This window comes from Flavobacterium sp. Flavsp81 (assembly GCF_059491325.1).
In genome coordinates this window covers 2704670-2726294 of the sequence record NZ_CP168505.1, presented here as the reverse complement: position 1 = coordinate 2726294, position 21625 = coordinate 2704670, and the positions used below count along the sequence as shown (strand labels likewise).

Genomic DNA, 21625 nt, shown 5'->3' with positions numbered 1-21625 from the left:
ATGAAAGTTTTAGCTGTCATTCCTGCGAGAGGAGGCTCAAAAGGAGTACCTAGGAAAAATGTCAAATTATTAGGAGGAATACCTTTAATTGTGCATGCTATAAATTGCGCAAAAGAATCGTCAAGGGTTAGCAAAATTGTTATTTCAACTGATTGTGAGGAAATTGCGGTAATTGCAAAAGGGAACAGTTGTGAAGTTATAATGAGACCAAACGATCTGGCAAGCGATACAAGTAATGTTGTACTAACAGTAGAACATGCTTATAAAACATTGAATGAAGATTTTGATATAATTGTTTTGCTCCAGCCTACTTCTCCATTAAGAACAGGAAAAGATTTGGATAACATTATTGAAATGTTTGAAAGAGAGATTAAACTGGATGGAGTCATTAGTGTTGTTCCTTTTGATGATTTACATCCGGCAAGAATGTATAATTTAGGAATGGATAATGAATTAATTCCGTTTATAAAAGATTCTGAATCAATGAGGAGGCAAGATTTAAATCCTGTTTTTTATAGAAACGGATGTTTTTACGCTGTAAAGAGTCAATCATTTTTTACTGAAAGGTCATTTATGGTAAAAAACAAAAAAGCCTATATTATGGATGCTGAATGGCTTGTTAATATAGATACTCCAAGAGATTTCAAAATTGCATCAATAATTTATGAAGAATGGACAACGGAAAAATGAAAATTTTAATTACAGAATCGGAAGACTTTAGCCATGATGCTATCAATGAACTTGAAAAGTATTTTGACGTAACAAAACGTAACTTCAATTTTGCAGAAGAATTAACAGATATCATAACCGATTTTGATGTTTTGTTTATTAGGCTCCGATTTAAACTGACCCAAAAAATTCTCGAAAAGGCTTCTCAATTAAAGTATATATTAACAGCAACTACAGGTTTAGATCATATAAATGTTGATTATTTTGAAAGTATTGGAGGGAAAATAATTTCCCTCAAGGGAGAAACCGAGTTTTTAGGGACAATTCCTTCTACAGCTGAGCATACATGGGCATTATTAATGGCTTTGCTAAAAAATATTCCCTCTGCATATGATGATGTGAAAAAAGGAAATTGGAGTCGGGACGATTTTAAAGGAAATAATTTAAAAGGTAAAAATTTTGGAATATTAGGATTGGGAAGAGTAGGGAAACAAGTAGCAAATTTCGCCGAAGTTTTTCAAATGAATGTTGGCTATTACGATATTCATCCCGTTAAATCTAAATTTAAAAATTTTAAATCCCCAAACGAGCTTTTTGCCTGGTCAGATATTATAAGTATTCACATTCCATACAACTCTGAAAACCATAACTTTGTAGATGCTTTGCTTTTGCAAAGCTGCAGACCAAATGCGATTCTGATCAATACCTCAAGAGGAAATGTGTGGGATGAAAATATCATCGCAAACTTATTGGAAAAAAAGAAAATAAAAGGAATAGCAACAGATGTTTTAGAAAATGAATTTGATAAAGCGACAATAGTTATTAATCCATTAATAAAATTAGCAAAAAAAAATACTAATCTAATTATTACGCCACATATTGCCGGAGCAAGTTATGAATCGATGGCGATGACAGAGAATTATATTGTAGAAAAATTTATAAAAATTATTAAATGTGTGGAATAGCAGGGATTTTAGGTGTAAATCCTAAAAATGTTTCAACGATTAAGCTGATGGTCGAAGCACAAAAGCATAGAGGGCCAGATGCTTTGCAGTTTTGGAATGATGAAAAACTGGCTTTGGGCCATAATCGATTGAGCATAATTGATTTGTCTGAAAGTGCTAACCAACCCATGATGAGCAGTTGTGGAAATTATGTTATAGTTTTTAATGGTGAAATTTACAATTATCTCGAACTCAAAAAAGAGTTAGAAAAAGAATATAATTTTGTAACTGATTCAGATACTGAGGTTTTACTTGCAGCTTACATTAAATGGGATGCTCAATCGCTAGATAAACTCAATGGGATGTTTAGTTTTGCAGTTTGGAATAAAAAAACGAATACTCTTTTTGCAGCTCGCGATAGATTTGGTGTTAAACCATTTTATTTTACTTTTTTTGAAAATCAGTTCTATTTTTCAAGTGAAATAAAAACACTTTTTGGAGCTGGAATTCCAAAAATCAAAAATCAAAAAGTTTGGGCAAACTATTATACTTTTGGAACCTATGGATTACCAAATGAAACTTTTTTCGAAGGTATACAGCAGTTAAAAGCGGGGCATTTTTTTGAAATTGTTTTTGAAAATAATCTAGATTTTAGTGTTGTAAGATCACAGCAATGGTATAATTTTCCCGAAAGAATTTCGAAAATTAAGCAACTTTCCAAAGAAGAACTAAAAGAGCGTTATGAAACTTTACTGAAAGACTCTATTCAACTTCGTTTTAGAGCTGATGTTCCTTTAGGAATGAATGTTAGCGGCGGTTTGGATTCATCTACTTTGATCAATCTGGTATCCAGAAATTTACCTTCTCAAAAAAATATCCAGGCTTTTACGTTTTATTCCAATAATGAAAAATATGACGAATTGCCTTGGGTTAATGAATTAATGAAAGAAACATCGTATCCGCTTCATAAAGTACTTTTGGATTATAAAGAAATTCCGGAACTGATTGAAAAAGTAAGTTTCTATCAAGATGAACCTTTTGGCGGATTTCCAACACTAGCATACAGTTTATTGTTTGAATCAGCGAGCCAAAAAGGAGTTAAAGTAATTCTGGATGGGCAGGGAATGGATGAAGCTTGGGCGGGATATGACTATTATCATAACAAAAGCAATAATGTGATTCAAGGTGTTACTTCAAGTCCTGTTCGGCCAGAAGCCTTGGTAACTGAATTTAGAAATAAGGCATTAAAGGAAGTGTATGAACTGCCTTTCGATAATGATTTACAGAATCTGCAGTACCGCGATTTGTTTTATACTAAAATTCCAAGAGCTTTACGTTTTAATGACAGAATCAGTATGATGCACAGCACGGAGTTACGAGAGCCATTTTTGGATTATCGATTGATGGAATTAGCATTTGCGCAAAGCGATACTATGAAAATCCAAAATGGACAAACCAAATGGCTGTTACGTGATTTAGTAAAAGATTATTTAGGAAATTCTATTGCATTGGCTCCAAAACGAGCATTGCAAACCCCACAAAGGGAATGGATTTCACAAGAATTAAAGCCTTATTTTTCTGAAAAAATAGAACAATTTTCCAAAATGGATTTTGTAGATAGCAAACAAGTAAAAGCCATTTGGAGAGACTATTGTAATGGGAAACAGGATAATAGCTTTTATATTTGGCAGTGGGTGAATGGTTTAGCTCTTTCTTAAATATGGTTGTTTACCGTGGTTTTTAGAAAAGCCAAAGAGTTAGCTCATTTTAACTTAAAAGAAGAAGTTTTCAATATTTCAAATTATTAATCGATAATATTAAATTCCATACCAATTTTTTTATGTTTTTTAATTCCATAGCATTTGCTATTTTTTTGCCAATCGTTTTTTTCTTGTATTGGTTCGTTTTTAATAAAACCAAAAGCACCCAAAATACCTTATTAATTGTCGCCAGTTATTATTTTTATTCTTGTTGGGATTGGCGTTTTTTATTTTTATTGGTTTTCTCTACTTTTCTAGATTATTACACTGGTATCCGAATTGAAAAAAGTCGGACAGAAAAAAGTCGAAAATTTTGGTTTTGGCTTAGTATCGTAGTGAATTTAGGATTCTTAGGAGTTTTTAAATACTATAACTTTTTCGCTTCCTCTTTTTCTGATTTGTTAAATTCAGTTGGAGTAAAAGCGAGCCCAATATTGTTAAATGTAATTCTTCCCGTTGGAATTTCATTTTACACTTTTCACGGGTTATCCTATGTGATTGATATTTATTATAAACGCATCAAAGCTGAGTACAATTTTATTGATTATTCTTTATTTGTTAGCTATTTTCCGCTTTTGGTTGCTGGACCTATAGAAAGGGCCACACATTTATTACCTGAAATAAAAGTTAAACGGGAATTTGACTTAGTTAAAGCTAAAGAAGGAATTTATCAAATAATATGGGGATTAATAAAAAAAGTAGTCATTGCCGATACTTGTGCAACTTATGCAAATGCTATTTTTGATAATTATTCCTCAATGAATTCATTTTCATTAATTCTGGGAGCAATTTATTTTGCTTTTCAAATTTACGGAGACTTTTCAGGGTATTCTGATATAGCATTGGGAGTTTCAAAATTGTTTGGATTGGATTTATTGCGAAATTTTAATTATCCATATTTTTCACGTGATATTGCTGAGTTTTGGCGGCGTTGGCATATTTCACTATCGTCTTGGTTTCGGGATTATTTGTATATTCCGTTAGGTGGAAGCAAAGGTGGAATCTGGATGAAAATCAGAAATACATTTATCATTTTTGTTGTGAGCGGATTTTGGCATGGAGCCAATTGGACTTATATTGTTTGGGGATTTATAAATGCAGTATATTTTTTGCCTTTACTTTTATCAAACAGCAATCGAAATAATATGGATACAATTAAGCTGAAGTTTAATTTTGATTCGACAAAAGTAATTTTAAGTATTTTATATACTTTCTCATTAACATGTATTGCCTGGGTCTTCTTTAGAGCTAAGACAATTACAGATGCTGTTCTATATTTAAAAAGGATTGTTACCAATGGTTTTTTTAGTTTTGAATATTTAGAAAATGAACGATATAATTATGAATTGCTTCCGATTATTGGTTTGTTTGTTTTAGTAGAGTGGTATAGTCGCAATAAAATAGAACCCCTCTCCGGAAAAGGAAGTATGTTTAAAATAGCTTTAGCTATAGCAGTAATTATTGCTTTCGGAACTTTTTCAGATTATAAAGAATTTATATATTTTCAGTTTTAATGAAGCAGTTTTTAATTTATACGACCAAGATTGTACTTATAACAGTTTTACTCGCAGTTTTACTCGACGGATTATACACAGCAATATTTATGCAATCAAGAAACCGTGGTAAAATCGAAATGGTCATTAATTCAAAACCTCAAAAATTTGATGTTTTAATTTTAGGTTCATCCCGGGCCAATAATCATTTTGTTTCACAATTATTTGAAGATAAAGGAATTAAAACTTTTAATTATGGAATGAGCGGTGGACATTTGTTTGAAGCATCGTTAATGCTGAAATTAATGATAGAAAAAAAATATAAAATCAAAAATGTAATATTGGAAGCTGATCTGAATCTTTCTAATGATAAGAAATCAGAAGGTGTTTCGGCAAAGTTTTTACCTTATATTCATAACTCCAAAATTATAAAAGCACACTTTGCATCACAGGATAATTTTAATGAATTATTTTATATACCATTTTACAGATACATAAAATTTGATTCTAAAATAGGGTTTAGGGAGATTTATAAAATTGTGAAAAATGAAAAAACAAACACCTTAGATAATTTAGGATATTACCCGTTGGTGAAACACAAAAATGGTAATATGAAAAATAATATTGTTAACTTAAATCCTTTGCCACATAATAAATATTATGAAGAAATTAAAAATATTTGTAAAGCCAATAAGATTAACTTTATCGCCGTAATGACACCAATGTGTGAAAATGTTAAAGGGATGAATTATTTTGATAAAGTTAAAAAGATGTATCCTGAAATTCATAATTATGAAAATGTAGTGACAGAAGATAAATATTTTTCGTCTTGTGGACACATGAATGATCAGGGAGCCAGATTATTTACTGCAAAAATAATTAGTGATTTTTTTTAAATCAATCTCTTTTTTAAAATGGTTAAAACAGAACAATATAATGGAGGGAAACAAAAGTAAGATTTTATTACTATTTCCAGATGGAGTAGGTGTAAGGAATTATCTTTATTCAGAAGCGCTTAAAGAGATAAAAGACGATTTGGTTTTGTTTCATAATTTTGATCCAGAAACAATAACAGCAATTAAGCAAAATACGTCAATTAGTGATTCAATTAATATTCCGGTTTATAATGAGTCTCTTAAAGAAAAATTTTTAAGAGAATTAATTTGTCTTTCCAGACTCTATCATAATGCTGCCAAAGTTAATAATAAAGCTGTATTGGCATATTGGAATTGGAATCAAAAAACATTTTCCAAAAAGATCTTTTATAAATTAATTGAAGGTTTAGCTCATTTCTTCAAGGATTATTCTAAGATTTTAATGTTAGAAAGAAAATACCAAAAAGTAATTCGCCAAAATATTTTTTATGATGAGGTGAAAGAAATTTTAAAAAAAGTAAAACCAAGCGTTGTTTTTTGCTCACATCAAAGATCTTTAAAAGCACCAACTATATTTGCTGCGGCAATAGATTTGGGAATTAAGACAACAACTGTAATTTATTCTTGGGATAATTTGCCGAAGGCTCGTATGGCTCTTAGGGCAGATAGTTATTTAGTATGGTCAGCCTATATGAAAAAGGAAATGGAACTATATTATCCAGAAATTTTACCAAAAAGTGTTCTTATCACTAGCAGTCCTCAATTTGAGTTTTATGAAGATGAAAACAATATAATTGATAAAGAATTTTTTTATAAAAAATATGGTTTAGATCCAAATAAAAAAATTATTTGTTTTTCGGGTGACGATACTTTGACATCTCCCGATGATCCAAGCTATTTAAAGGATATAGCTGAGGAAATTATCAAAGCCAGGCTACAGGATGAATATCAGATTTTATTAAGAAGGTGCCCAGTAGATTTTTCGGGTAGATTTGAAAAGGTAGTAAATGAACATAAGGATTTAATAAAAGAAGCTACTCCTGTATGGCATTTTAATTCTTCAAAAGAATGGAGTGCTGTTTATCCATCTATTGAAGATGTGAAATTATTGGTTAGTACTGCTTTTTATTCGGATATAGTTGTTAATGTAGGATCTACAATGGCTTTTGATTTTGCTATGTTTAATAAACCATGTGTATTTATTAACTATGATCAGGAAAATAAAAAGGTTAAGGATTGGTCTGTAAAAACTATTTATCAGTTCCAGCATTTTAAAAGTATGCCAAATCAGGACGCAGTAATTTGGTTAAACAATAAAGAAGAAATTATTGATAAGATAATTTATAAAAAAGACTGGATTTCCACAAATAGTTTAATGGAATGGCTTAATATAATTGTAGAAGAAACTAATAAAGCATCCGTTAATATTTCAGACATATTGAATAATGTTGAAGAAAATAAAAAGTTATGATCGCAAATATTAGAAAATTGTTGTGGCGTATTTTAGGAATCAATTATTATACTTATTTAAAAGGTAAAAACAGCACGTATCTAAAAGATGTCAAATGGGCGGTTGTTGGAGATAAAACATATGACAATGGTGCATTTCTCTGGAAATGGTACAATAACTCGAGTTTAGTAATAGGTAAATATTGTTCTATAGCAAATGATGTTAATTTTATCTGTGACTCCGGTTATCATACAGAAAGTCAGGTTACTACTTTTCCTTTGTTTCATGAAGTTTTAGAAAAAAATGATCAGGTAATAATTAACAATATTACTTATAAAGTTAGTAGCATCAAAGAAGAACTGCGACCAGAAAAAAGTAACATAATTATTGGTAATGATGTTTGGATAGGTATGAACGCTACAATTTTACCGGCAGTGAAAATTGGAAATGGTGTTACAGTTTTAGCCGGTGCTGTGGTTTCTGATGATATACCTGATTATGCAATTGTTGGCGGAGTTCCTGCAAGAATAATTAAATTTAAACACAGTCCTGAAATTATTGAGAAATTGAACAAAATCAGCTGGTGGAATTGGTCTGAAGAAAAAATTAAATTGAACGTAAATGATTTTTATTTGCCAATCGATATTTTTGTCAAAAAACATTTATAGATGCACATTTGTTTCTTAAGTAATGAATTTCCAAAAGATGGATTTCCCCACGGCGGAATAGGGAGTTTTATAAAAACTCTTGCTATTGCATTGGTTAAGAAAGGAGTTAAGGTATCTGTAGTGGGGATTAATTATACAGCGAATTATGAGGCAGAAATTATAGAGGGTATAAAGGTTTATCGTTTAAAAAGCAGTAAAATAAAAGGATTTTCATGGTACTTTAATTTTAAACAAATCAATAAAAAAGTTAAAGAAATTCACAATCAGAACCCTATCAGTATTATTGAATCTTCTGAACTTGGTTTTGCCTTTATTACTAAAATAAAAGATATAAAATATATTATCCGACTTCATGGCGGGCATCATTTTTTTGCAGAAAGTGAAAATAGAAAAATTAATAAATGGAAAGGATTTCAGGAAAAAAGATCTTTTAAAAAAAGTGACGCTTTTATTGCTGTATCTCAATATGTAAAAAATCATACCGAAAAATATTTAAGCTATAATGAAAAACCATTATGTTGTATTAATAATCCGATAAATACAGAGCTTTTTCAGCCAATTAAAAAAGATGTGCCCAAAACAAAAATTGTTTTTGTTGGAACTGTCTGTGAGAAAAAAGGAATTCGTCAATTAATACAAGCATTTCCAATTGTAAAAAAGGAATATCCAGATGCCACATTAGAAATATATGGAAGAGACTGGTTTTTTTTAGACGGAAGCTCCTATGTGAATATGCTGAAAGAAAATGAATTTCCTCAATTAGGAAAAATCATAAAGGATATTCATTTTCATGGAGCCGTTTCGTATATTAATATACCGACGGTATATGCAGAAGCGTCTGTCTGTGTTTTTCCATCTCATATGGAAACTCAGGGTTTGGTTGCACCAGAAGCTATGGCCATGGGAAAAGCAGTTATTTTTACCAAATTAGGACCTGGACCTGAGACAATAAATAATTATGAAACAGGGTTACTATGTGATCCCTATAATCCAAATGATATTGCTGAAAAGATTGTTTGGGTGTTATCCAACAAAGAAAAAGCAACAGAGATAGGAAAAAGTGCCCGGCAATTTGTTCTTAAAAAATATGGACTGGAACATATTGTTTTTCAGAATATTGATTTTTATCAATTGGTGATTAATAAAGCTGGTCAAAAAATAAATAGAAAAATAATTTAACTCATAATTTTATAAAAGGTTAAAACTTATTATGATCATTTGAAGAGTTATAGACTAAGTACTTACTAATATTTAATGAATTTTAAATTGAATGAAAACAAAAGAGATAATTTTAGAAACGAACATAAAGCAAAAAGAATTTTACAATACTAAAAAGAAAAATTTTATTACTGATGTATGGTCAAGATTTAGAAATGGTCTATTAAATAGAATTAAAAAAAATATTGGAATTCAGGACCAATCTTATGTTTTACATAAACAATGGTTTGGAGATTTATCTTCTAAAAAAGTATTAGATTTGGGTTGTTTTTCAGGAAATTATTGGTCAATATATTTGGCGGAAAATGCAAAAGAATATTTTGGTATTGATTTAAGTGATGTTGCTATTAAAAAATTAGATGAAAGAATTGAACATTGTCCAAATGCAAAAGCAGAGGCAATTGATTTTCTTTCGGATGAGTTTACTGCTGACAATTTTGACTTAATTTATGCTTATGGAGTTTTGCATCATTTTGAAAACACAGCTGTTTTAATTGATAAATTGAACCAAAAATTAGCATCGGGAGGTGAAATTATAAGTTATGATCCACTTGAAACCAGTTTTCCTGTAAAGATATTAAGAAGAATATACCGCCCTTTTCAATCTGATGCAGCTTGGGAATGGCCATTCACAAAAAAAACATATTTTCAGTTTCAAAACTCCTTTAATATAGTTGAAAGAAGAGGTCTTTTGGGAAAATCAAAATGGATGGCTTTGATAAATATATTGCCGATTTCTGAAGAGAAGAAGAAAGAAATTGGACAAAAGTGGCATAACCAGGATTGGAATAATTCTAAAACATCAGATTCAGCCTTATTTGGTTGTATGCATTTGACAATGTTGATGAAGAAAAAAAAATAATTAATGAATTTATTTCAGTTAATAGTATCAGATTATAAAAAGTATCAAAAATATGGCGGACATTTTTTTGGTATTATTTTTTTTACTCAAGGTTTTTGGGCAACTTTTCAATATAGAATTGGACATTGTATTTATACTAAAGTAAAATGGAAAATTTTTAAACTTCCATTACTGGTTTCAGTTTTGATTTGGCAAAAAAGTATCGAGATTATAACAGGAATTTCAATTCCATATACAGCAAAAATTGGCCACTCATTTTATATCGGACATTTTGGAGGAATTATTATAAATTCAAATTCAGTTATTGGAAACAATTGTAATATTTCGCAAGGAGTAACGATTGGTGTTTCCGGTACTGATGAGAATAGGGGAGTGCCAACTTTAGGAGATGAGGTCTATATCGGGGCGAATGTAGTTATTGCTGGTAAAATTAATATAGGACATAATGTATTAGTAGGCGCAAACTCAATGGTAAAAGATTCTTTTCCTGATAATTCGATTTTACTGGGTGTCCCTGCAGTTTTAATTTCCCAAAAGGGTTCAAAAGGATACATTTAATGAAGTTGTTAATTGTTTCAAATGCACCATTAATATTTAAGGATAGATTCAGTTATGCTTATGGCCCATATGTTAGTGAATTGATTATTTTAAAAAAGTTTAGTGACGAAATTATTTTTTGTTGTCCAGTTTGGAAAAACGACAACGGGCTTTTAATTTCTAAAATTCCTTTTGAGATTTCAGGTCATTTTAAATTAATTGACTCCAATCTGAATTCTTTTAAGAATGCACTGAAATTAATATTTTATAGTTTTTATAATGTTTTACTTTTATTTAATGCAATGAAAAGTGCTGAGCATATTCATCTGCGGTGTCCCGGAAATATCGGTTTATTGGCTTGTTTTGTTCAAATATTATTTCCAGGTAAGACTAAAACAGCTAAATATGCAGGCAATTGGGATCCTAAAAGTAAGCAGCCATGGACATACAGATTGCAAAAATATATTTTAAATAATACTTTTTTGACTAAAAATATGCAAGTGTTAGTTTATGGAGAATGGCCTAAACAATCTATAAATATTAAATCTTTTTTTACTGCTACCTATTCACACTCTGAAAAAGAAACTGTACAAAAATTGAGTTTTAGCTACGGAGTAAAATTCATTTTTGTGGGGAGTTTGGTTTCAGGCAAAAATCCTATATATGCTATTAAATTAGTTGAAAAGTTAATTGAAAACGGAAATAATGTTAAGTTGGATTTATATGGAGAAGGAGTACAAAGAAATTCTTTGGAAAAATATATTCAAAATAATAAATTGTATAAAAATATTTTTTTAAAGGGAAATCAAAATAAGGAAACAATAAAAGAAGCATATCAAAACAGCCATTTTGTTATCTTACCGTCTAAAAGTGAAGGCTGGCCAAAAGCTATTGCCGAAGGTATGTTTTGGGGCTGTATTCCTATTGCAACCAAAGTTTCATGCGTTCCTTTTATGCTTGATTATGCTAATAGAGGTGTTTTGTTAGAGATGAATTTGGAAAAAGATATAAATCAATTGGAAGAAATTTTGGGTGATGAAAAAGGTTTTTTTACTAAAAGTAAATTAGCGAGTGACTGGTCGCAAAAATACACTACAGACGTTTTTGAAGCTGAAATTAAAAAGTTATTAGTTAAATGAGAGTAATACAGATCATAGATTCTCTGGCGGCTGGTGGTGCAGAACGCATGGCAGTAAATTATGCGAATGCTTTAACAAAAAAAATAACATTTTCAGGTTTAATTGCTACCAGAAAAGAAGGTGTTTTGAAAAACCAAATTAATTCAGATGTGTCGTATTTGTTTTTGAATAAAAAGAAAAGTTTGGATTTAAAGGCAGTTTTTAAATTAAGAAACTTTATATTAAGAAACAAAATTGATATAATTCACGCCCATAGTTCTTCTTTTTTTATAGCCGTTTTAGTAAAGCTGACTCTTCCAAAAATAAAAATAATCTGGCACGACCATTATGGGTCACGCGTTAAGGAATCTGTTAAAAAAAATAAGGTTTTAATTTTTATGTCTGTTTTTTTTTCCTCCATTTTTGTTGTTAATCTTCAACTGAAAGAATGGAGCATGAAAAACATGAAATGTTCAAAAGTTGTGTTTATACCTAATTTTGCAACTTTTGAAAACGAATTGGCAGAAATAACTTATCTAAAAGGAACAGCAGGCAAAAGAATTGTTTTTTTAGCAAATCTAAAAGATCCTAAGAATCATATTTTGATTCTGAAAGCTTTTTACGAATTAAAATTAAATGAGTTAGACTGGAGCTTACATTTGATAGGTAAAGATTATTTTGACTCTTATTCAGATACAATAAAAAATTTTATAAAATCTTATTCTCTTGAGAATCGTGTACATTTGTATGGAAATAAAAACGATATAAAGTTTATTTTGTCACAAGCATCCATTGGTGTTTTATCCTCAACAGAGGAAGGATTTCCAGTAACTTTGCTAGAATATGCTTTAGGAAATTTACCTGTTGTTTCAACTAACGTTGGATATTGCTCATTAGTCATTAAAGATGGTTTTAACGGTTTGTTGTTTGATCCTTTTTTTGATTCTCAGGTAAAAAGTCAATTATTTAAATTGGTTGAGAGTGATTTGCTTAGAAAAAGATTAGGAGATAATTTTAAACAATCAGTTAAAGAAAATTATTCTGAAGAAGTTGGGATTGAAAGATTAATTTTAGAATATCAAAAAATCAAATAATGAAAAGTACTTCATTGTCTTATAATTATCTTCTTATAATTCATGCATTGATTGCTTTAGCAGTTTTTGTATTGCCTTTTTTATCAAAAATTTATGCGCTTTTAATTCCAATTGTTGGTTTTTATATTGTTTATGTTACGAAAAATAAAAATAATGAAGTGCTCTTAATAGCAGCATATATGGTAGGTGTTGAGGTTTTTTTACGAATGACCGGCGGTAATTTTAATAATGAATTCGTTAAAGTAAATGTTATATTTTTTATGCTTTTGGGTATGATCTACAGTAATTTTTCGATAAATACATTTGTTTATTGTTTCTTTTTGATTCTGTTAATTCCAGGTATTTTAGTGACATCAACCTCCGATTTTAGTATAGATATTCGAAAATTATTAGTTTTTAATTTATCAGGTCCAGTTTGTTTAGCAATTTCTGCTATATATATGTATAAAAGAAGGATTTTATTTAATGATTTGCAGAATGTTGTGGTTGCTATGGGTTTACCTATAGTTGCAACCATGGTTTATTTGTTTTTATATAATCCAAGTGTAAAAGATGTTGTCACAGGAACAAGCTCTAATTTTGAAACTTCGGGAGGTTTTGGTCCTAATCAGGTTTCTACGATTTTAGGATTAGGAATGTTTGTGTTTTTTACACAGTTTATACTGTTTTCCAAATCAAAAATATTAACTGTAATCAACGGTTCTCTACTCTTGCTTGTTAGTTACAGGGCAATTGTTACTTTTTCAAGAGGGGGGGTTATTACGGGAGTTATAATGATTTTAGTTTTATTAGGAATTTTGTATTTTCATTCAAAGTCAAAAATAAGAGGAAAATTTGGCTTTGTGTTTTTATTTACAGGTTTAATGGGGATTGTTATATGGTCTTATACGTCAATTCAGACTTCGGGTCTAATCGAAAAAAGATATTCAAACCAAGATGCTGCTGGAAGAACTAAAAAAGATCGTTTAGGAGGGAGAGAAGCTATTATGGACGTTGAACTTAAAGTCTTTATGGATAATCCAGTTCTTGGGGTGGGTGCGGGAATGGGAAAACAATTTAGAAAGGATAATTTTGGTGTTAATGTTGCATCGCATAATGAAATAACACGTATGCTGAGTGAACATGGTTTGTTTGGAATATTTGGACTTTTATTATTGTTAATGACACCTTTAATTCTTTACATTAACAACAGGCAGCATCTTTATTTTTTATCTTTTTATGCATTTTGGCTTTTAACTATTAATCATGCTGCCATGCGTACAGCTGCTCCTGCTTTTATTTATGCTTTGACTCTTCTTTCAGTTCAAGTTAAAAAACCTGAAAAAGAACAAACTTCAATAAATTAATTCTGGTTTTTTTAAATACATTTGTCTCTGGTTAAATACCCAAATAATAGAATTGATGCTTGCAAAAAATAAAATGCATTTCGAAATATCTGAACGTAAAGTATTACTTCGTCTTTTCGATGCAGTTTTTGTATTGGGAATGTTATTTTTGGCTGATCATTATTTTGAATATCATTATTTTGAGTTTAAAAGAATGAACTTTCAGGGGCTGGTTTTATTGATAGGTTATATATACATTTTTGGGGCAATTTTTGAAATGTATAACTTACAAGTAGCGAGTAATCAGTTTCAAATTCTTCAAAGTGTAATTCTGTCCACTACAGCGACAGTTTTACTTTATTTGTTTACACCTGTTTTATCTCCGGAGCTTCCTCAACACCGATCAGCAATACTTGTTTTTTATGGTGCTATTTTAAGTGCATTATTACTTTGGCGTTTTTTTTATGTTTATTTTTTAGCAACATACCGGTTTTCTCAAAGTGTAGTTTTAATTTGTAATAAAAATCAGGTTGAAGAACTTGTTTCAGGTCTTGAAAATGTTGATCCACACTATAAAGTTATTGGTTTTGTAAATTCAGACGATGTAACGGAACAGGATTTGAATTTACATTATATTAAAGAAATTGAAAAACAGGAACTATTGGCTTTTGTTCATCAAAACAATATTTCAGAAATCCTTATAGCTTCTCATAAAACTGATGGCATTACACCAGATTTATATCAGCAATTGCTCCATTTATTAGAGTCAGGAAATATTATCAGAGAATATACACAGGTTTACGAAAGTAAAACACAACGTATTCCGGTTCAATATATTTCCAGAGATTTTTATCGTTTTTTTCCATTTAGCAGAAGTAATAATAATAAGTTGTATTTATTGTTAATAGCGTTTCTGGAATTTGTTTTTTCCTTAATCGGTTTGATTCTTTGTGCCATTTTTATTCCGTTAATTTTTATAGGAAATATTTTTGGAAATAAAGGAGACTTATTTTACACACAAGAGCGGGTGGGAAAACATGGGAAAACATTTCAAATATATAAGTTTCGGACAATGGTTAAAAATTCTGAAGTTAACGGAGCCGTTTTTGCCACATTAAATGATAAAAGAATCACACCATTTGGGAAATTCATGCGTAAGGCAAGAATTGATGAATTTCCTCAGTTTATAAATGTTTTAAAAGGAGATATGGCAATTATTGGGCCCAGGCCGGAAAGACCATTTTTTGTGAAAGAAATTGCAGACATAATGCCATTTTATGAAACCCGGCATGTTATAAAACCAGGTCTTACTGGTTGGGCACAAGTAAATTATTCCTATGGAGAATCTATAGAAGAAAGCCTGATAAAACTTCAATATGACTTATACTACATCAAACATCGGAGCATTTTTCTTGATTTGAGTATTACCTTTAAAACCATAACCACAGTTTTGTTCTACAGAGGGCAATAATTCTTTAGATTATTATCGGAATTCTTTTTTTATTACGAATTGCAATTCTGGTCAATACGACTCCACTGGTAATTATCATTGGCAAAACAATAAAAAAGTGTGCTTTGTTAATGATGAAAAGCGTATAAATAACTAATAATATCAAATGTAAAACGGCAAATTTATAAGTCCATCTTTTGTTATTTACAACCGAAAAAAGAATTAAAATCAATAAAAATGGACTGAATAAGAGTATGTTGTAATTCATTGCCAATTCATGATGAAATGAATAAAATCCGACTGCTACAAAAAAGAATCCCATTAAACATAAAACCAATAAGTAAATTTTGTCTATCGTTTTTTTGTTTATAAAAACAATAAAGGCAAGTATAAAAATGTAACTGTAAATATTATTCCACCATGAGATTGGTGTTTCTTTTTTGAAATTTAAAATTGTTTTACTTTTACTCACCAAAGGATGATTTTCAAAAGTTGTTTTTTCTAAACTATTTTTCAATTCGAATGGCAGGAATATTTTAGTGCCTAATTGATCTACTTTTCTTCCGAAAATAATACTTGTTCCTAACTTCTCATAAAAATGCCCGTCAAAATAAGGAAATAAAATGCTTCTGTATGTTTTGTCCGTATCTCCTTTTTTAGTGATTACAGTTTTATTCAATGATTTATTGATAATATCAACTACCATTGAAGTACAGTTTTTATCAATAAATTTATAAGTGTAATACCTGTCCTCAGAAAGTAATGTTAAATTTAAATTGTCGAATATTTTTTGTTTTAAATCCCTATCAATAAGTAATTCCTGCTCGTAGACACTTCTTTTTTCATAATTATATTCGTTTATAAAATCATTATAAGGATGTACCACTGCAAAATATTGTAAATCACCTTTTGCAAATTTTGCAACAAAATTAGGGGTGCTAAAATCAAAAGCGCCATAATTATAGACTAGATCTATATTATTAACCGGATCGGCAACACGAATCGCTGTGTGGCCAAAATAAGAATAAGTTTCATTGCCTAAACCACATGTAATTACACTAACATGAGCATTTTCTGTTAATGGTAAATTTTGACCAAAACTAAAATTGATACATAATAGTAACAGAAAAAATATTTTTTGAAATGATAATTCTTTCATGTTTAATTTTTTTGTGTTTTATACTTGTGAAAATTATTATCTAAAAATACCTAAATCTACTTTTAAAGAAAATATATTTGAGTATAAGGCAGTACTTTGATTTCCTAAATCAGTTAAAGCATAATCAACCTGAATTCCTTTGTATTTAAAACCAAGTCCAATATTAGGCTGAAAACTTAACTTCTCGGTATTATCTAATTGTATTACATTTTGAAAATTTCCAGCTCCGGCCCTTAAAAAAACAAGCTCTGTATAACCAAATTCGAATCCTAATGCCGGGTCGATACTAACGATTTTTGATGAAATAATATCGTTAGTCTGCTCAAAACGCATATTCAAATTTGTAGCAACCAAAAGACTGGTATCATTATGAAATTCAAACTTTTTTGAAATTCCTAATTGTGCTTTTGGTAAAGTTATTTCAGTGCTTTCAGGTAATTCCTGATTTTCTCCCGGAATTGCATCAGCTATTTTTTTATATTCTTCTTCGTCAATATTCCAAATATTATAGGTAGTGGTAATATCCCGAAGCATCAATCCAAATTTCCAGTCATTTTTTTCGAATTGAAGTCCAAAATCAAAACCAAATCCCCAGGAATTAGCAAATTTACCAATTACACGTCTAATGATTTTGGCATTTACACCATATTGAAATCCTTCAATAGGTAATTTTCTGGCGTATGAAAATGTAAAACCATAATCTGCGGTTGAGAATAAGTTAATACGATTATAATCAATATTTCCCTGATTGTCAATTAATTGTGTTGTGTCTAAAATATCATCAACTCCAAAACGAATCATTGAAATTCCCCAGGCACTTCTGTCGTCAATCGGAATTGCATATCCGATATAATCATACTGCGCAATATTTGCAAAGTAATTGGCATGCATTAACGAAATCTGATGATCTTCAAGATGTGTCAGTCCGGCAGGATTCCAATAAACAGAATTAACGTCATTAGTTGAAGCGACCACGGCACTTGACATTCCTAAAGCTGCAGCATCAACACCAATATTCATAAATTCATTCGAATATTTTCGAACGGTTTGTGTATAATGTGCCGTATAAACCCAAAATAATAAAAACACTAAGATTTTTTTCAAGGTATTTATTTTTTCAAACCTAAGCTTGTTTAATTTTTTATCAAAAATATAATTTTTTACTGAGCTAATTCCTTCCTTTCCATAAATAATACAAAAGTTTGGTTTTATAATAAAAAACTCTATTAAAAACGATTAGAACATTGACTTATTATGCTAAATTTGCTCTTTAAATCTTCAAAATTATAAAAGATGAATATTAAAAAACACATTCCTAATTTAATTACACTTATTAATCTTTTTTGTGGCTGTGTTGCAGTGGTTTTTGTCTCAGAAGGTAATTACGAAATGGCTTTTTACATGGTTTGTTTAGGAATATTTTTTGATTTTTTTGATGGTTTTTTTGCCAGATTATTCAAAGTTTCAAGTCCGCTTGGCTTGCAATTAGATTCTTTGGCAGATATGGTTACCAGCGGAGTTGTTCCAGGGTATGTTATGTTCTCGATGTTTACAAACAGCGCTCACGAATTAGGAACAAATCCTATGATCCCTTTTTTAGGATTCATAGTGACTTTGGGGTCTTGCTATCGATTGGCAAATTTTAATATTGATACACGTCAAACGGATTCATTTATTGGATTGCCAACACCTGCAAATGCTCTTTTTATTCTGAGTTTGCCTTTAGTAATTAAGTTTTCAGACTCTTTAATCATACTTGAAATCCTAACAAATCAATGGATATTACTTGTAATTACACTTTGCAGTGCCTATATTTTGAATGCAGAAATACCATTGTTTTCATTGAAAGTTAAAAAGTTCAATTTAAAAGATAATGCGCTTCAAATGGTTTTTATATTATGTTCTATTATTTTAGTACTCTTACTTCATTACCTGGCAATTCCCTTAATTATTATTTTTTATGTGCTGTTGTCAATAGTAAATAATAAGTTTTTGAAAAAGTAGTTTTATTGGAATGGCAAGAAAACCCGTTAAAAGAAGACAAACTTCAAGTAGAAAACCAAACTCAGGTTCTTTATTTGGGAAATTATTCCGGAATATAATTATAATAGCTTTTATTGGCCTTTTTTTAGGAATTGCGTATCATTATCGCAGAGGATTAGCATATTATCTCGGATTTAAATCAGATAAGCTTTCTGAAAAAGAAGCAGAAGATAAGCGGCTTTCAGATGTTCGGAATTTTCAGGTTTTGGCTAAGCACAAAGGAAAATCGATTGGTTTGGATGTATCCGAGTATCAGGGAAAAATCAGCTGGTCTTATGTGGACACTCTAGAACAAAGGTACCCAATAGATTTTGTGTTTATCAGAGCTACGGTCGGAAGAGACAGAAAAGATTTTCAGTTTAAACGAAATTGGATTGGTGCCAAGGAAAATAAAATGATCCGTGGAGCTTATCATTACTATCGGCCAAATGAAAATTCTATAGAACAAGCTGATCTTTTTATTAAGACAGTTACACTTCAAAAAGGTGATTTGCCTCCGGTTTTGGATATAGAAAAACTTCCAAAAAATCAATCTTTGGATAGTTTGAAAAAAGGATTGAAACGCTGGTTGTTAAGAGTAGAAAATCATTATAAAGTACGTCCGATAATCTATACAGGGGAACGATATTATTCTGATTTTTTAAAAGAAGAATTTGGAGAGTATCTTTTTTGGATCGCCAATTATAATTTTTACAGGGAAAAAATAGAAGACGACTGGTTGTTTTGGCAATTTACGGAAAAAGCAACCGTGCCGGGAATTAAGAGAACTGTCGATATAAATATTTACAATGGCGATTTACAGCAATTACAGTTTATTACAGTTGATTAACCATAAATCTCCGTTTTCGGTTTTCAGTCTTAGTAAAAAACTGGAACTAAAACCGCAACAGAGTATTGTATTTTTTAGAATTCTAATTTCTTTTTACGTAATTCGAAATTTTGACCAAGATAAACACGGCGAACCATTTCATCTTCAACTAATTCTTCAGGGATTCCGGCTTTCAGAATTCCACCTTCAAACATTAAGTAAGTTTTATCAGTAATAGCTAAGGTTTCCTGAACGTTGTGGTCAGTAATTAAGATGCCAATATTTTTATTTTTTAACTGGGCAACAATTCTCTGGATATCTTCTACAGCTACAGGATCAACCCCTGCAAAAGGTTCATCCAATAAAATAAATTTTGGGTCTGTAGCCAAGGCACGGGCAATTTCGGTACGACGGCGCTCTCCTCCGGAAAGTAAATCACCACGGTTGGTGCGAATGTGTTCTAAGCTGAATTCTTCAATCAGACTTTCCATTTTTGCAATTTGCTCTTCTTTTGAAAGCTTAGTCAATTGCAAAACGCTCAGGATGTTGTCTTCAATGCTTAATTTTCTGAAAACAGATGCTTCCTGGGCCAGATAACCAATTCCTTGTTGTGCACGCTTATACATCGGATAATCGGTAATATTCAAATCATCAAGATAAATGTTTCCTGAATTTGGTTTAACCAATCCAACAATCATGTAAAATGAAGTTGTTTTTCCGGCACCATTCGGACCCAAAAGTCCCACAATTTCTCCTTGATTTACTTCAACAGAGATTCCTTTTACAACACTTCGACCTTTGTAGGTTTTGATTAAATTATCGGCTCTTAGCTTCATTTTTGTTTAATTGGATAATGTGTCAATTAGATAATTGACTGTATATAAAATTTCATCTCTTATCTTGAGAAGGGCAAAATAAGTTAAAATAAGTCAATCAATTAAAGGAATTAACATATCCTATTGAAATTATCTAATTGACTAATTATCTCATTCTCTAATTACCAGCTTCTTCAAGGGCTTCCCAAAATTCATACGCTCTGCGTAAATGAGGAATTACGATTGTTCCTCCAACTAAAGTTGCGATTCCCATTGCTTCCATCATTTCTTCTTTTGTAACACCTTCTTTATGGCTTGTTTCTAAATGATATTTTACACAGTCATCACAACGCAAAACAGCAGAAGCTACTAAGCCTAAAAGTTCTTTTGTTTTTACATCTAAAGCGCCTGGTGCATAAGCATTAGTGTCAAGATTAAAAATTCGCTTTACAATTTTGTTGTTGTCAGCTAGTAATTTTTCGTTCATTTTAGAACGATAGTCGTTAAATTCTTGAATGATATCAGACATTTTCTTTTAATTTATTTCTATAAACAATTCTCGAAATCAGGATGCTTACTTCGTAGATGATCAACATTGGTATTGCTACAATAGTTTGGCTTACTACATCCGGAGGAGTTACGATTGCTGCAATAATCAAGATGAGAATTACGGCATATTTCCAATATTTTCTTAAAAAATCAGGTGTTACCAAACCTAATTTTGTTAGAAAGTAAATGATAATAGGCAGCTCAAAGAATAAACCACTCGCCAGAACACTTGTTTTTACCATTCCCATATATGAGTCAAGGGTAAATTGATTTTTTACCACATCACTTACAGAGAAAGTGGCAACGAAATTCACGGACATAGGAATTACAATAAAATATCCAAAAATTACACCTAAAAAAAACAGGAGAGAGGAAGTGAAAATAAACAGTTTAGCATTTTTTCTTTCTTTCTCATATAAAGCAGGACTGATAAATTTCCAAAGCTCCCATAAAATATAAGGAAAACCCAAAATGAAGCCTGCTAAAATACACATCCACACAAAAATATTGACTTGTCCTTCCATTTCCGTGTTTTGAATAATAAAATTCAGTTCAGTAATGCAGATGCTGTCAGCGAAACCTAATTGGTGCGATAAGTCGCAAAACCATACGTAAGTAAAAAAGGTAGGTCTTGTTGGTCCTAAAATTATTTCATCAAATAAGTAATCACTAAAAAAATAGGTGATAAAAGCCATTATCATAATGGCACAAGTACTTCTCACTAATAACCATCTTAATTCTTCCAGATGGTCCAAAAACGACATTTCGTTAAGGTTTTTCTTTGCCAT

21 protein-coding genes are annotated in these 21625 nt (G+C 30.5%); 16 read left to right on the top strand and 5 right to left on the bottom strand.

Annotated elements, in window-relative coordinates; genetic code table 11:
* The 14 genes from ACEN92_RS11340 (at position 1) to ACEN92_RS11275 (ending at position 15484) form a co-directional block, all read left to right on the top strand.
* Positions 1 to 690: an acylneuraminate cytidylyltransferase family protein gene (locus ACEN92_RS11340; RefSeq protein ID WP_495638497.1), complete on the top strand. Its 690-nt coding sequence runs from the start codon at positions 1 to 3 to the stop codon at positions 688 to 690.
* Complete coding sequence (locus tag ACEN92_RS11335; RefSeq protein WP_495638496.1) at positions 672 to 1634, top strand: 2-hydroxyacid dehydrogenase; 963 nt, start codon at positions 672 to 674, stop codon at positions 1632 to 1634. Before ACEN92_RS11340 ends, ACEN92_RS11335 begins: the two co-directional genes overlap by 19 nt.
* Positions 1622 to 3331 carry an asparagine synthase (glutamine-hydrolyzing) gene (gene asnB / locus ACEN92_RS11330; protein ID WP_495638495.1) on the top strand — a complete coding sequence of 570 codons (1710 nt, stop codon included), beginning with the start codon at positions 1622 to 1624 and terminating at the stop codon, positions 3329 to 3331. Before ACEN92_RS11335 ends, asnB begins: the two co-directional genes overlap by 13 nt.
* A 122-nt stretch (positions 3332 to 3453) precedes the next feature.
* Positions 3454 to 4887 carry an MBOAT family O-acyltransferase gene (locus ACEN92_RS11325; RefSeq protein ID WP_495638494.1) on the top strand — a complete coding sequence of 478 codons (1434 nt, stop codon included), beginning with the start codon at positions 3454 to 3456 and terminating at the stop codon, positions 4885 to 4887.
* Positions 4887 to 5762, top strand: a complete 876-nt coding sequence (locus tag ACEN92_RS11320; protein WP_495638493.1) for a hypothetical protein — start codon at positions 4887 to 4889, stop codon at positions 5760 to 5762. The genes ACEN92_RS11325 and ACEN92_RS11320 overlap by 1 nt, the downstream gene beginning before the upstream one ends.
* 40 nt (positions 5763 to 5802) lie before the next feature.
* A complete protein-coding gene (locus ACEN92_RS11315; protein WP_495638492.1) occupies positions 5803 to 7212 on the top strand; it encodes a CDP-glycerol glycerophosphotransferase family protein in 1410 nt (469 codons plus the stop codon).
* Positions 7209 to 7859, top strand: a complete 651-nt coding sequence (locus ACEN92_RS11310) for a CatB-related O-acetyltransferase (RefSeq protein ID WP_495638491.1) — start codon at positions 7209 to 7211, stop codon at positions 7857 to 7859. The genes ACEN92_RS11315 and ACEN92_RS11310 overlap by 4 nt, the downstream gene beginning before the upstream one ends.
* Positions 7860 to 9038 (top strand): glycosyltransferase family 4 protein, encoded by a 1179-nt coding sequence (locus ACEN92_RS11305; RefSeq protein WP_495638490.1) that lies wholly within the window; start codon positions 7860 to 7862, stop codon positions 9036 to 9038.
* Between the two features lie 91 nt (positions 9039 to 9129).
* Positions 9130 to 9939 (top strand): class I SAM-dependent methyltransferase, encoded by an 810-nt coding sequence (locus ACEN92_RS11300; protein WP_495638489.1) that lies wholly within the window; start codon positions 9130 to 9132, stop codon positions 9937 to 9939.
* Between the two features lie 3 nt (positions 9940 to 9942).
* A complete protein-coding gene (locus tag ACEN92_RS11295) occupies positions 9943 to 10497 on the top strand; it encodes a serine O-acetyltransferase (RefSeq protein ID WP_495638488.1) in 555 nt (184 codons plus the stop codon).
* A complete protein-coding gene (locus ACEN92_RS11290; RefSeq protein ID WP_495638487.1) occupies positions 10497 to 11615 on the top strand; it encodes a glycosyltransferase in 1119 nt (372 codons plus the stop codon). The genes ACEN92_RS11295 and ACEN92_RS11290 overlap by 1 nt, the downstream gene beginning before the upstream one ends.
* Complete coding sequence (locus ACEN92_RS11285; protein WP_495638486.1) at positions 11612 to 12688, top strand: glycosyltransferase; 1077 nt, start codon at positions 11612 to 11614, stop codon at positions 12686 to 12688. The genes ACEN92_RS11290 and ACEN92_RS11285 overlap by 4 nt, the downstream gene beginning before the upstream one ends.
* On the top strand, positions 12688 to 14034 hold the full coding sequence (locus tag ACEN92_RS11280) for an O-antigen ligase family protein (RefSeq protein WP_495638485.1): 1347 nt from the start codon (positions 12688 to 12690) through the stop codon (positions 14032 to 14034). Before ACEN92_RS11285 ends, ACEN92_RS11280 begins: the two co-directional genes overlap by 1 nt.
* Positions 14035 to 14089: 55 nt before the next feature.
* Complete coding sequence (locus tag ACEN92_RS11275) at positions 14090 to 15484, top strand: sugar transferase (RefSeq protein WP_495638484.1); 1395 nt, start codon at positions 14090 to 14092, stop codon at positions 15482 to 15484.
* A gap of 4 nt (positions 15485 to 15488) precedes the next feature.
* Here ACEN92_RS11275 and ACEN92_RS11270 read toward each other — a convergent pair whose 3' ends face one another.
* Positions 15489 to 16622, bottom strand: a complete 1134-nt coding sequence (locus ACEN92_RS11270; RefSeq protein ID WP_495638483.1) for a lipoprotein N-acyltransferase Lnb domain-containing protein — start codon at positions 16620 to 16622, stop codon at positions 15489 to 15491.
* 36 nt (positions 16623 to 16658) lie between these two features.
* Positions 16659 to 17726: a putative type IX sorting system protein PorV2 gene (locus tag ACEN92_RS11265; protein WP_495638482.1), complete on the bottom strand. Its 1068-nt coding sequence runs from the start codon at positions 17724 to 17726 to the stop codon at positions 16659 to 16661.
* Positions 17727 to 17915: 189 nt separating this feature from the next.
* Here ACEN92_RS11265 and ACEN92_RS11260 point away from each other — a divergent pair, with 189 nt between their 5' ends.
* The gene (locus ACEN92_RS11260) at positions 17916 to 18626 is read left to right on the top strand and encodes a CDP-alcohol phosphatidyltransferase family protein (protein WP_495638481.1); all 711 of its coding nucleotides are present in this window, start codon (positions 17916 to 17918) and stop codon (positions 18624 to 18626) included.
* 10 nt (positions 18627 to 18636) lie between these two features.
* Entirely contained in the window at positions 18637 to 19494 is an 858-nt protein-coding gene (locus ACEN92_RS11255) for a glycoside hydrolase family 25 protein (protein WP_495638480.1), read from the top strand.
* 74 nt (positions 19495 to 19568) lie between these two features.
* On the opposite strand, the gene lptB is transcribed toward ACEN92_RS11255, so the two are convergent.
* The 3 genes from lptB to tatC form a co-directional block, all read right to left on the bottom strand.
* Positions 19569 to 20309 (bottom strand): LPS export ABC transporter ATP-binding protein, encoded by a 741-nt coding sequence (lptB, locus tag ACEN92_RS11250; protein WP_007803831.1) that lies wholly within the window; start codon positions 20307 to 20309, stop codon positions 19569 to 19571.
* A 157-nt stretch (positions 20310 to 20466) separates the two neighbouring features.
* A complete protein-coding gene (locus ACEN92_RS11245) occupies positions 20467 to 20817 on the bottom strand; it encodes a carboxymuconolactone decarboxylase family protein (protein ID WP_078225803.1) in 351 nt (116 codons plus the stop codon).
* Positions 20810 to 21625 (bottom strand): twin-arginine translocase subunit TatC, encoded by an 816-nt coding sequence (gene tatC, locus ACEN92_RS11240; protein WP_495638479.1) that lies wholly within the window; start codon positions 21623 to 21625, stop codon positions 20810 to 20812. Before tatC ends, ACEN92_RS11245 begins: the two co-directional genes overlap by 8 nt.